The sequence below is a fragment of the Caballeronia sp. NK8 genome, from assembly GCF_018408855.1.
Lineage (GTDB): Bacteria > Pseudomonadota > Gammaproteobacteria > Burkholderiales > Burkholderiaceae > Caballeronia.
Genome location: NZ_AP024325.1, coordinates 415,280 through 427,392 on the forward strand (window position 1 = coordinate 415,280; position 12,113 = coordinate 427,392).

Below are 12,113 nucleotides of genomic sequence, written 5' to 3' on the forward strand. Positions count from 1 at the left end.
TTTCCATGAGGCCCGCTCGCGGTGTCGCGCCGCGTGCGGACCGTATGAACCTGGCGCGACGTCCAATTCTGTGGAGCACGAACATGAACCGCCGCTTAATGCTTTCGAGTCTTGCCGCAGGCGTGCTTGCCGCGTACATGCCGATGTCGTGGGCCGCCGATCCCGAAGTCGTGAAGATCGCTTTCGTCGGGCCGTTGACGGGTCCGGTCGCGCGCGTCGGCAAGGATTTGCAGTATGGCGCGCAACTCGCCATCGATGAAGAGAACGCGAAGCATCCGACTATCGGCGGCAAGCCCGTCAAGTTCGAGTTGGACGTCTACGACGATCAAGCCGACCCGCGCGTTGCGATTCAGGTCGCGCAAAAGGCGGTGGATAGCGGCATCGTCGGCGTGATCGGGCATTACAACTCCGGTTGCAGCATTCCGGCGTCGACGGTGTATCACCAGGCGAATGTCGCGATGATCACGCCTGGCTCGACCAACCCGCAACTCACGAAGCAGGGCTTCAAGAACGTGTTCCGCACGATGGGTCACGACGGCGTGGGCGGCGTGGTGGCGGGCCGCTTCGTCGTCGAGCAGATGAAGCCGAAGCGCATCGGCATCATCGACGATCGCACGGCGTTCGGCCAGGGTCTCGCCGATTCGTTCGAGAAGGGCGTTAAGGAGGCGAACGGCAGGGTCGTCGCGCGTGAATACACCAACGACAAGGCCGTCGACTTCCGCGCGATTCTCACGACGATGAAGAGCCAGAACGTCGATCTGATCTTCTTCGGCGGGCTCGACGAACAGGGCGCGATGCTCGTCAAGCAGATGCGCTCGCTCGGCATGACGACGCAACTCTTCGGCGCGGGCGCGTTGAAGAGCAATGCGTTCCTGCAGATCGCAGGCAACTCCGGAAACGGCACGCAGGATCTCGAACCCGGGCCCGCACTCGACAAGCTGCCGTCCGCGCAGGAGTTCGGCAAGCGCTACAAGGCGCGCTTCAATCAGGATGTCGAACTGTATGCGCCTTTCGCCTACGACGCCGCGCTCGCGATGATCAAGGCCATTCACGATGCAAACTCGCTCGATCGCGGCAAGATCGTCGAAGCGCTCGCGAAGGTCAACGTGACCGGCGTGACCGGCAAGATATCGTTCGACCCGTATGGCGATCTCATCAAGCCGCCCTATACGCTCTTTCAGGTCGAACAGGGGCAGTGGAAGAGTTTGAAAACGGTCGGCGGGAACGGCGTATGAGTTTCAGCGAAACCGTAGGCGTTCGCACGTATCGCTTCGACGATCTCAGGACGCTGCTGGCGAAAGCGAGTCCGCCACGTTCCGGCGATGAACTCGCGGGCATCGCCGCGGCGACCGAGGAAGAGCGCGCGGCGGCGAAGCTGGCCTTGTCGGCGGTGCCGCTGCGCGCGTTCATCGAAGACGCGCTGATTCCGTATGAAGACGACGAAGTGACGCGTCTCATCATCGACGGGCATTCAAAGGACGCGTTCGCCGCCGTGTCGCATCTCACGGTCGGCGAGTTCCGCGAATGGCTGCTGGCCGATTCGACCGATACCGCCGCGCTCGTGGCGGTGTCTCCGGGACTGACGCCGGAGATGGTCGCGGCCGTATCGAAGCTGATGCGCAATCAGGATCTCATTCTCGCCGCGAAGAAGCGGCCGGTCGTCACGCGCTTCCGGAACACGGTTGGCTTGCCCGGACACATGTCGGTGCGCCTGCAGCCGAATCACCCGACCGACGACGTGCAGGGCATCGCCGCATCGATGATCGACGGCCTCATGTACGGCTGTGGCGACGCGATGATCGGCATCAATCCCGCATCGGACTCGCCGCAGGCCATCGGCAAGCTGCTCGCGATGATGGACGCGTTCCGCGAACGCTACGATGTGCCGACGCAGACGTGCGTGCTGACACACGTGACCAACACGCTCGCGGCGATCGAACAGGGCGCGCCCGTCGATCTGGTGTTTCAGTCGATCGCGGGCACGCAGAAGGCGAATGCCTCGTTCGGTATATCGCTCGCGTTGTTGCAGGAGGCGTATGAAGCGGGACTGTCGTTGCAGCGCGGCACCGTCGGCGAGAATCTCATGTACTTCGAGACGGGGCAGGGCAGCGCGTTGTCGGCGAATGCCCACTACGACGTGGACCAGCAGACTTGCGAAGCGCGCGCGTATGCAGTGGCGCGCAAATTCAATCCGTTTCTCGTGAATACTGTGGTCGGCTTCATCGGCCCGGAATATCTCTACGATGGCAAGCAGATCATTCGCGCGGGTCTCGAAGATCATTTCTGCGCGAAGCTGCTCGGCGTGCCGATGGGTTGCGACGTCTGCTACACGAATCACGCGCAAGCCGATCAGGACGACATGGACACCCTGCTCACGCTGCTCGGGGCGGCGAACGTGAATTTCATCATGGGCGTGCCCGGCGCCGACGATGTGATGCTGAACTATCAGAGCACGTCGTTTCATGACGCGCTCTGCGTGCGCGAAGTGCTCGGACTGAAACGCGCGCCGGAATTCGAAGCGTGGCTGCGCGCGATCCAGATCACGAACGGGCGCGGGATGCTTCAGGAACGCACGCACTGGCCCGCGTTGAACGACTGGATGAGGGCATGATGAGCGTAAGCGCCAATCCATGGGACGCGCTGCGGCGTTTCACCGATGCCCGCATCGCGCTGGGCCGCGCGGGCAGCAGTCTGCCGACCGCGCCGCTGCTTGCGTTCAATCTCGCGCATGCGCAGGCGCGCGATGCGGTGCATCGGCCGCTCGATGTCGACGCGTTGCGAAGCGCGTTGCTACAGAAGGGATTCGACACCGCCACGGTCGAAAGTGCGGCGCCCTCGCGCGATGTGTATTTGCGCCGTCCCGATCTCGGGCGGCGCCTGAGCGACGCAAGTGCGGCGCGTCTCGAATCCCACACGAAGCACCCAGACCTCGTGTTCGTCGTCGCTGACGGACTGTCGTCCAGCGCTGCGTCGACGCACGCGATACCGCTCATCGAGAAGACGATGGCGCGGCTCGAAGGATGGCGCATCGGTCCCGTCGTCATCGCGACACAGGCGCGCGTGGCGCTCGGCGATTGCATCGGATCGATTTTGAAGCCGCGCATCGTTGCCGTGCTGATCGGCGAGCGGCCGGGGCTGAGTTCGCCCGCGAGCCTCGGCGTCTATGTCACCTACGATCCCATGCAGGGCCGCAGCGATGCAGAGCGCAATTGCATCTCCAACGTGCGCCCTGAAGGACTTGCTTACGACGCGGCCGCGTTCAAGCTCGCCTGGCTGTTGAACGAGGCGCGTCTGCGCAAGCTGACCGGCGTCGCTCTCAAGGACGATAGCGCCGCGAGCTTGCCCGGATGCACGATCGATCGGCTCTCGCGCTGACGACACCGCCGCAACGCTCCGCGTAAACCCCGTCAAAAGAAAACGCCTCCCGTAAGAAACGGGTAAGCGGATGCTCTTACCTTAGTCTCCAGCGCATCGAAAGCAGAACTCGCCTGAAAGCGCATGCGCGAAGGCATCGCATGATGTCCCCGCTAGGGGATTTCCCTTGATTCTACGCATCGCTTATCGTTCGCGCACGGCGCCGGACGCGGGCGCTTTTGCAGGCAGAGAAAAGACATCCATGCAGGAGACGGAAATGGACCTCAAGATCGTAGAAAAAATCAAATCCAGCGCCGCGTACGGCGAACTGGTGCGAAAGCGCTCGAAGCTCGGCTGGACGCTCACCGCGCTCGTGCTGATCGTGTATTACGGCTACGTGCTGCTGATCGCGTTCAACAAGGAACTGCTCTCCGCGAAGATGGGCGCGGGCGTGATGACCTGGGGCATGCCGATCGGCCTGTTCGTGATCGTCTTCACGGTCGTCATCACGGGCCTCTACGTACGCCACGCCAACAGCACGTACGACGATCTCACCGACAAGATCAAGCGGGAGGCCGCATGAAGTCGCCACGTTTCCTCGCGGCAGGCGCGCTCTTCGCCGCATCCGCCAGTGCCTTCGCCGCAGGCGGCGATCTCGGTCAGGCGGTCAAGCAGGCGACCAACTGGACGGCGATCTGCATGTTTATCGCGTTCGTGATCGCGACACTGTTCATCACCAAATGGGCCGCGAAGAAGACGCGCTCGGCGGCCGACTTCTACACGGCGGGCGGCGGCATCACCGGCTTCCAGAACGGTCTCGCGATCGCGGGCGACTTCATGTCGGCGGCCTCGTTTCTCGGCATTTCGGCGGCGGTCTACAGCAACGGCTATGACGGCCTGATCTATTCGATCGGCTTTCTCGTCGGCTGGCCGATCATCACGTTCCTGATGGCGGAGCGCCTGCGCAATCTCGGCCGCTTCACCTTCGCCGATGTCGCCGCGTACCGCTTCAAGCAGACGCCCATTCGCGCGTTCGCGGCGTCGGGCACGCTCGTCGTCGTGGCGTTCTACCTGATCGCGCAGATGGTCGGCGCGGGACAGCTCATCAAACTGCTGTTCGGCCTCGAATACTGGATCGCGGTGGTGATCGTCGGCGCGCTGATGATGGTGTATGTGCTCTTCGGCGGCATGACCGCGACCACCTGGGTGCAGATCATCAAGGCCTGTCTGCTGCTCGCGGGCGCATCGTTCATGGCGTTCATGGTGCTGTGGCAGTTCCACTTCAGCCCCGAAGCGCTGTTCGCCAAGGCCGTCGAGGTACACGAGAAGAAAGAGTCGATCATGGGCCCGGGCAACTTCATCAAGGACCCGATCTCGGCGATTTCCTTCGGCATTGCGCTGATGTTCGGCACCGCCGGCCTGCCGCATATCCTGATGCGCTTCTTCACCGTGCCGAACGCGAAGGAAGCGCGCAAGTCGGTGTTCTGGGCGACGACGTGGATCGGTTACTTCTACATTCTCACCTTCATCATCGGCTTCGGTGCGATCGTGCTGGTGAGCACCAATCCGATGTTCAAGGATGCGGGCGGCAAGCTGCTCGGCGGCACGAACATGGCGGCGGTGCATCTGGCGAACGCGGTCGGCGGCAACGTGTTCCTCGGCTTCATCTCGGCCGTTGCCTTTGCAACCATTCTCGCGGTGGTCGCGGGCCTGACGCTCGCGGGTGCATCGGCGGTGTCGCATGATCTGTATGCGACCGTGTTCAAGAAGGGCAAGGCGTCGAGCAAGAGCGAACTGAAGGTGTCGCGTATCACGACGATCGTGCTCGGCATCGTCGCGGTCGTGCTCGGGATCGTGTTCGAGAAGCAGAACATCGCGTTCATGGTGTCGCTCGCGTTCGCGGTGGCGGCGTCGGCCAATTTCCCGGTGCTCTTCATGTCCGTGCTGTGGCGCGGCTGCACGACGCGCGGCGCGGCGATCGGCGGCTTCCTCGGACTGCTGTCGGCGGTCGTGATGACGGTGCTCTCGAAGGCCGTGTGGGTCGACGTGTTCCACTACGCGAGCGCGCCGTTCCCGTACGCATCGCCCGCCCTGTTTTCGATGGCGATCGGCTTCGCCGGCATCTGGCTGTTCTCGGTGACCGACCGCTCCGCGCGCGCACGCATCGACAAGGCCGGGTTCGAAGCGCAGACGGTGCGCTCGGAGACGGGCATCGGCGCGGTGGAAGGCGCGAGCCATTGATGTGAGGTTGACGCGGCGGCGCGCTTCGGCATGCCGCCGCGTAAGCGCTTCCGATCGACCGACCGGTCGTTTTGCGATGAATACATCGCCGGCGCGACATGCCGCTGCACTGATACGACAACACAGTCCCGCGTTATCGAATGGCCGAAAAAATGCGTTAAGCTCGCTGCAACTGTATGCACGAAGCGCCACACGCATTGGAGCGAGCCATGGAACTGCAGTGCCCGAGTCTTTTCGAGCAATCGGCGTATATCGGCGGTGTGTGGGTCGACAACACGTCGCTGCCGCGCGTGCCGGTCGCCAATCCGGCGAATGGCGAGATCATCGGCAGCGTGCCGCAGGTCACGGCGGAGCAGGTGGGCGAAGCTGTCGAATGCGCGAACGCCGCCTTGCAGGACTGGCGCAGCTGGAGCAGCCGTGAGCGGGCGTCGGTGCTGCGAGAGTGGGGGCGCCTCGTCGAGCTTCATCGCGACGATCTCGCCATCATTCTGTGCAGCGAGCAGGGCAAGCCGCTGCACGAGGCGCGCTCGGAAATCACGCAGGCGGCGAATTATCTCGACTGGTTCGCGGAAGAAGCGCGCCGCATTTACGGCGACAACATTCCTGCGCCGCGGCGCAATCAGCGCATCCGCGTGCTGCATCAGCCGATCGGCGTGTGCGGCGCGATCACGTCATGGACGTTTCCCTCCTCGATGGTCGCGCGACGCGTCGGCGCCGCGCTCGCGGCGGGCTGCACGGTCATTCATCATCCCGATCCGCAGACTCCTTTCTCGGCGCTCGCGCTTTGCGTGCTCGGCGAAAACGCCGGCTTGCCGCGCGGCGTGCTGTCCGTGCTGACGGGCGAGGGCGAGCCGATCAGAAGCACGCTGCTCGCGAATCGCGACGTGCGCAAGGTGTCGTTCACCGGTTCCATCGACGAAGGCAAGCGGCTGATGACCTTGTGCGCGCCCACGGTCAAGAAGATGTCGCTGGAGCTGGGCGCGAACTGTCCTTTCATCGTGTTTGGCGATGCGGACATCGACCTTGCCGTCAAAGGCGCGCTCGATGCGCGTTTCCGTCATTCGGGTCAGGCCGCGATGTGCGCCAACCGTTTCTTCGTGCATGAAGACGTGTACGAAACCTTTGTCGCGAAGCTCGTTTCGAAGGTCGCGTTGCTCAAGGTGAGCAATGGCCTGGACGAAGGCGCGCAGATCGGTCCGCTGATCGGCGAGACGGCGGTGACGCGCGTCGAAAGTCTCATCGACGAAGCCGTGAAGCTGGGCGCGACGATCGCGGCGGGCGGCTCGCGCCTCGCGCCCGGCTCGAACTTTTTCAGGCCGACGGTGCTGACCGGCGTCGATCCGTCGATGAGCGTGTGCGGCGACGAAGTGCTCGGGCCGATTGCGAGCGTGCTGCGCTTCAGGGACGAAGACGATGTGATCACGCTTGCGAACGATACGCGCACCGGGCTCGCGGCGTATTTCTACACCGCGGATATCAGCCGCGCGTTTCGCGTGATGGAGGCGCTGGAGTGCGGCGTCGTCGGCGTGAACGATAGCCTCGTGTTCAATGAGGTCGCGCCGTTCGGCGGCATCAAGGAATCGGGGATGGGGCGTGAGGGGGCGTCGTCGGGGGTCGAGGAGTATCTGGAATCGAAGTATGTGTGTTTTGGGAATCTGGAGAGGTAGGCTCTCAGTCTCACTCCGGCGGCCTCACCACCAGAATCGGCAAGTGACTGTGCGTCAGCACCTTCTGCGTTTCGCTGCCGAGCAATAGCCCGCGAATGCCGCCATGCCCATGCGACGCCATCACGATGAGGTCGCAGTGGCGCGCCTTCGCCGTATCGAGGATCGCTTCGTAGGGATGCGCGCCGGTAGGCGCTTCGGTGTCGCATTCCACGCCGGCCGCGGTCGCGATGCTTCGCATGTTCTCGAGATATTGTTCGGCGCGCGCCCTGTCGACGGATTGAAGATCAGCCTGATCCGAGCCCACCATTTCGGCGCTATAAACGGTCATATGAAACGGCCGCACCATATAAAGACCCGTGATGCGCGCGCTGTTTTCCTTGGCCAGTCCGACCGCCATGCGCAATGCCGCTTCGGATAGCGGGGAGCCGTCTGTGGGAACCAGCAGATGCTTGAACATGATGACGTCCTCCGGTTCTCTGGGGACAGTGAAGTGACACAATCAGTATAGGCGAGCGTGTCGACGGTCGTAGGCGAATCGACAGCCAAAACCCTAACGCGCCATCGCCGCAGGCTCCTCATGCAATCGCACGGCCATCACAGGCGCTTCGGGCCCCACATGCGACAGCTTCATCAACCGCGGCTGCAACAGCAACGCGACAAGCCCGCTCCAGCCCGTCTGATGCGATGCGCCGACACCGCGTCCATTGTCGCCATGAAAGTACTCATGAAAGAGGATGAGATCGCGCGAACGCGGATCGGCCTGCAACTGCGGATACGCGGCCATCACAGGACGTTTGCCGTCCGCATCTTTCAAGAATAGCGTCGTGATGCGCCGCGAAAGATCGTCGGCGATTTCGCTCAGCGAGTGCGTTTCTCCCGATCCCGTCGGATGCTCGACGCGAAACTCATCGCCGTAGTAGCGATGAAACTCGTACAGCGATTCGATCAGAAGGTAATTGACCGGCATCCAGATCGGCCCGCGCCAGTTCGAATTGCCGCCGAACACACGCGTGTTCGATTCCGCAGGCAAGTATCGGATACAGACGTTCACGCCATCGTGATCGAAGACATAGGGCGCTTCACAATGCACACGCGACAAGGCCCGAATTCCGTAGTCGGAAAGGAACTCACTCTGATCGAGCGTGCGGCGCAAAAGCGCTTTCATGCGATGTCCGCGCAACAGCGAAAGCAAAGTCGTATTGCCCTTGCCGGGCTCCGTCCAGCGTGACACGAGTTTTGCGAGATTCGGCCGATGATCCAGAAACCACACGAGCCGTTCGCGCAGCCCCGGCAGATCGCCATACACGCGCTCTTCGAGCACATGCACGGCGAAAAGCGGAATCAGTCCGACGATCGAACGAATCCGCATTGGCACGCGCGCGCCGTTCGGAAGATGCAGCACGTCATAGAAGAATTCGTCCTTGCCTTCCCATAGCCCGGTGTTGCAGCCTTCGCCGCAACTGACCGCTTCCGCGATATACAGAAAGTGCTCGAAGAACTTCACCGCGATTTCGACATACGACTCGTTCGTCATCGCGAGTTCGAGGCCGATCTGCATCAGATCGAGCGCGTACGAAGCCATCCACGCGGTGCCATCGGCCTGATCGATGCGCCCGCCCGTGGGCAGCGGTTGCGACCGATCGAAGATGCCGATGTTATCGAGCCCGAGAAAGCCGCCCTGAAAGATGTTGCGGTCGTCGGCGTCCTTGCGGTTCACCCACCACGCGAAGTTGAGCAGCAGCTTGTGGAACATCACTTCGAGAAACGCGTGATCGCCGATGCCCGTCATCTCGCGATCGAGTTCGAACACGCGCCATGTCGCCCATGCGTGAACGGGTGGATTCGCATCGCCGAACGCCCATTCATACGCGGGCAATTGCCCGTTCGGATGCATGTAGCGCTCTTTCACGAGCAGCGACAACTGCTTCTTCGCGAAGTCGGGATCGATGGTCGCGAAAGCCACCGCATGAAACGCCAGATCCCACGACGCGTACCACGGGTACTCCCATTTGTCCGGCATCGATACGATGTCGCCGTTGCACATGTGCCGCCAGTCCGCGTTGCGGCCGCGTCTGCGTCCTTTCGGCGGCGTCGGCTGGCCCGGATCGCCGTCGTGCCAGCGCGTGACGTCGAATTGGTAGTACTGCTTCGACCACAGCATGCCGGCGAGCGCCTGGCGCTGGACGAGGCGCGCGTCGGCATCGTCGATATCGTGTTGCAGCGTCGCGTAGAACTCGTCGGCTTCCGCTTCACGGCGCGCGAGAAGCTGTTGCATGTCGAGCGGCGGCGCATTCGATACCGACGCGGGACGCCAGCGCAGATACATCACGGCGCTTTCATGCGGCCCGAGTTGCAGACACGCATGCGCGGCGCAGCGTGTGCCGCGATCGCGCCGGATCGCCTTATCGTCGCCTTCGACGAGGTAGTCGTTGAAGCCGTCCTTGAACGGTCCAGCACCCTCGATACCGAAGATGCGACGAACGTTCGTTTCGTTCTCGCAGAAGATCCATTCGATGGGAACATCGGCCGTGGCCGTGACGATCGTCGTACCCTGCGAAGGATTGTGCGCGACGATGCGCGCGCCTTCGCCCGCAGCCGCTTCGAGTGTCAGCGACGGCTTGCCCCATTTGCTCGACCACGACCATCGATTACGCGCCCAGAACTGCGGCAGGACGTGAAGCGTCGCAGCCTCGTCCGCGCGATTTTCCACCGTCACGCGCATCACGATGTCATCCGGCGCGTGCTTCGCATATTCGATGCAGACGTCGAAGTATCGATTGTTATCGAACACGCCGGTGTCGAGGATTTCGTATTCGGGAAGCTCGGGCCCGCGCTTCCTGTTTTCGTCGATCAGTTGCTGATACGGATACGCGTCGTGCGGATACTTGTACAGCATCTTCATGTACGAATGCGTCGGCGTGCCGTCGAGATAGAAGTACAGCTCCTTCACATCCTCGCCGTGATTGCCTTGCTCGTTGGTCAGGCCGAAAAGCCGTTCCTTGATGATCGGATCGCGCCCGTTCCACAATGCGAGCGACACGCACCAGTCGAGCGGATCGTTGCCGAATCCCGCGATGCCGTCCTCGCCCCAGCGATACATGCGGCTGCGCGCATGGTCGTGCGGAAAGTAATCCCATGCGGTGCCGTATTCGCTGTAATCCTCGCGCACGGTGCCCCATTGACGCTCGCTCAGATACGGTCCCCAGCGGCGCCAGTGATCGAGTTCGGGCCCGTGCAGGCGCGAGCCTTCCTTCGTCTGCAGCAGATGGATTGCGCGTAGCGGTGGCATGCGACCTCCGTTCCGGATGACGATCCAAACCCGCGATGCGTTCGATGCGCGGTTCTCCGATGATAAGCGAAACGAAAAAAAAAGCGCGGCGATTGCCGCGCTGCAAGTTGAATCGTGCTGCTATCAACGCGTTCCCGCGCTTCTCAGCGAAATGCCTTCGGGATGCGGATTCGCGTCGTTCATGTCCTCGGGAAGAAGATTGCCGTCGGCGAGGCGTTCGTCGGCTTGCGCGGTCTCCGGAAAGCGCTCGGGATAGAGATGACGTTCGCTGATCGCCGCATCGAAGGTGCGCGACCACTTCGCGATCACCACGGTCGCGAGGCTGTTGCCGATCGTGTTGCACGTCGCGATGGCCATCGACATGAAGCGGTACACGCCGAAGATCAACGCGAGTCCCTCGACGGGAAGGATGCCCGTCGATGTGACGGTCGCCGCGAACACCACGAACGATCCGCCCGAGACCGTGGCCGCGCCTTTCGACGTCAGCAGCATCAGCAACAGAATGCCGATCTGATGCTCGATCGTGATCGGCACGCCATAGGCATGCGCGATGAACATCACGCCCATCGACATGAAGATCGAAGTGCCGTCGAGATTGAACGCGTAACCGGTCGGCAGCACGAGCCCGACAGTCTGCTTCGCGCAGCCGAGCCGTTCGAGCTTGATCAGGAGACGCGGCAGCGCGCTTTCCGACGAAGCCGTGCCGAGCACGATGAAAATCTCGTCCTTGATATAGCGCAGGAAGCGCCACAGGCTGAAGCCCGCGAGCTTCGCGATCGCGCCCATCACCACGACGATGAACAGCACGACCACCGCATAGAAACTGAAGACGAGTTGCGCGAGCGCGATCAGCACCGCCGTGCCGTTGCTGCCCACCGAATACGCGACCGCGCCGAACGTGCCGAGCGGCGCGAGCTTCATCACGAGATTGATGAACGAGAACAGCACTTCGGAGATGAGATCGAGGCCTTCGTTGATGCGCACGCGGCGGCGCTCGGGAATCGCGAGAATGCCGATGCCGACCATCACCGCGAGCACGACCACTTGCAGCAATTCGCCCTTCGCGAACGCGCCGATGAAGTTGTCCGGCACCACGTGCATGACGAACTCGGTGAAGCCTTGCGGCGCGGCTTTGGCGGCCGTCGCGGGAACGGCGCCGACCGTGACCGATGTCATCGCCTTGCCCGTTTGCAGCAGATTGCCCGCAAGCAGGCCGAACGCGAGCGCAAGCGTCGACACGACTTCGAAGTAGACGATCGAGCGCCAGCCGACGCGTCCCGCGCTCTTCACGTCTCCCGCCGACGCGATGCCGTGCACGATCGTGAGGAACACGAGCGGCGCGACGCCGGCCTTGATGAGCGCGAGAAAGATATCGCCGAGGACTTTCAGCTGCGCGCCGAACTTCGGAAAGACGAGACCGACCGCAATGCCGATCACGAGCGACAAAAGCACCTGCATGCCGAGCTTGCGATACCACGGCAGCTTCTTCGGCGGTGCGACGGTCGCGTCGTCGTGTGATGCGTGTTCGTTATGCATCGCATGCTCCTCCATGATTTTCTGTA

The 12,113-nt window shown here is 62.5% G+C and carries 9 protein-coding genes; 6 read left to right on the plus strand and 3 right to left on the minus strand.

Translation table 11 applies throughout. The features are described 5' to 3' along the window. The first annotated feature begins 83 nt into the window (after positions 1 to 83). The 6 genes from NK8_RS27295 (at position 84) to NK8_RS27320 (ending at position 7,262) form a co-directional block, all read left to right on the plus strand. Positions 84 to 1,235, plus strand: coding sequence for a branched-chain amino acid ABC transporter substrate-binding protein (locus NK8_RS27295; protein WP_213232844.1), 1,152 nt, complete (start codon positions 84 to 86; stop codon positions 1,233 to 1,235). Continuing rightward, a complete protein-coding gene (locus tag NK8_RS27300; protein WP_213232845.1) occupies positions 1,232 to 2,611 on the plus strand; it encodes an ethanolamine ammonia-lyase subunit EutB in 1,380 nt (459 codons plus the stop codon). Before NK8_RS27295 ends, NK8_RS27300 begins: the two co-directional genes overlap by 4 nt. Continuing rightward, on the plus strand, positions 2,611 to 3,375 hold the full coding sequence (eutC, locus tag NK8_RS27305) for an ethanolamine ammonia-lyase subunit EutC (RefSeq protein WP_213233224.1): 765 nt from the start codon (positions 2,611 to 2,613) through the stop codon (positions 3,373 to 3,375). Before NK8_RS27300 ends, eutC begins: the two co-directional genes overlap by 1 nt. Positions 3,376 to 3,631: 256 nt before the next feature. Continuing rightward, entirely contained in the window at positions 3,632 to 3,937 is a 306-nt protein-coding gene (locus tag NK8_RS27310) for a DUF485 domain-containing protein (RefSeq protein ID WP_213232846.1), read from the plus strand. Further along, positions 3,934 to 5,595 carry a cation acetate symporter gene (locus tag NK8_RS27315; RefSeq protein WP_213232847.1) on the plus strand — a complete coding sequence of 554 codons (1,662 nt, stop codon included), beginning with the start codon at positions 3,934 to 3,936 and terminating at the stop codon, positions 5,593 to 5,595. Before NK8_RS27310 ends, NK8_RS27315 begins: the two co-directional genes overlap by 4 nt. Positions 5,596 to 5,804: 209 nt before the next feature. After that, positions 5,805 to 7,262, plus strand: a complete 1,458-nt coding sequence (locus tag NK8_RS27320) for an NAD-dependent succinate-semialdehyde dehydrogenase (RefSeq protein ID WP_213232848.1) — start codon at positions 5,805 to 5,807, stop codon at positions 7,260 to 7,262. A 10-nt stretch (positions 7,263 to 7,272) separates the two neighbouring features. Here NK8_RS27320 and NK8_RS27325 read toward each other — a convergent pair whose 3' ends face one another. The 3 genes from NK8_RS27325 to NK8_RS27335 all read right to left on the minus strand — a co-directional run bounded on the left by NK8_RS27325 (position 7,273) and on the right by NK8_RS27335 (position 12,087). Then, on the minus strand, positions 7,273 to 7,719 hold the full coding sequence (locus NK8_RS27325; RefSeq protein ID WP_213232849.1) for a universal stress protein: 447 nt from the start codon (positions 7,717 to 7,719) through the stop codon (positions 7,273 to 7,275). Positions 7,720 to 7,812: 93 nt separating this feature from the next. Continuing rightward, positions 7,813 to 10,551, minus strand: coding sequence for a glucosidase (locus NK8_RS27330; protein ID WP_213232850.1), 2,739 nt, complete (start codon positions 10,549 to 10,551; stop codon positions 7,813 to 7,815). A 123-nt stretch (positions 10,552 to 10,674) separates the two neighbouring features. Beyond that, positions 10,675 to 12,087 (minus strand): cation:dicarboxylase symporter family transporter, encoded by a 1,413-nt coding sequence (locus NK8_RS27335; protein ID WP_162069989.1) that lies wholly within the window; start codon positions 12,085 to 12,087, stop codon positions 10,675 to 10,677. Positions 12,088 to 12,113: the final 26 nt, after the last annotated feature.

Excerpts from the sequence above, each read along its gene's own strand:
- NK8_RS27295 (WP_213232844.1), top strand. The coding sequence starts at position 84 with ATGAACCGCCGCTTAATGCTTTCGAGTCTTGCCGCAGGCGTGCTTGCC.
- NK8_RS27300 (WP_213232845.1), top strand. The coding sequence starts at position 1,232 with ATGAGTTTCAGCGAAACCGTAGGCGTTCGCACGTATCGCTTCGACGAT.
- eutC (WP_213233224.1), top strand. The coding sequence starts at position 2,611 with ATGAGCGTAAGCGCCAATCCATGGGACGCGCTGCGGCGTTTCACCGAT.
- NK8_RS27310 (WP_213232846.1), top strand. The coding sequence starts at position 3,632 with ATGGACCTCAAGATCGTAGAAAAAATCAAATCCAGCGCCGCGTACGGC.
- NK8_RS27315 (WP_213232847.1), top strand. The coding sequence starts at position 3,934 with ATGAAGTCGCCACGTTTCCTCGCGGCAGGCGCGCTCTTCGCCGCATCC.
- NK8_RS27320 (WP_213232848.1), top strand. The coding sequence starts at position 5,805 with ATGGAACTGCAGTGCCCGAGTCTTTTCGAGCAATCGGCGTATATCGGC.
- NK8_RS27325 (WP_213232849.1), bottom strand. The coding sequence starts at position 7,719 with ATGTTCAAGCATCTGCTGGTTCCCACAGACGGCTCCCCGCTATCCGAA.
- NK8_RS27330 (WP_213232850.1), bottom strand. The coding sequence starts at position 10,551 with ATGCCACCGCTACGCGCAATCCATCTGCTGCAGACGAAGGAAGGCTCG.
- NK8_RS27335 (WP_162069989.1), bottom strand. The coding sequence starts at position 12,087 with ATGCATAACGAACACGCATCACACGACGACGCGACCGTCGCACCGCCG.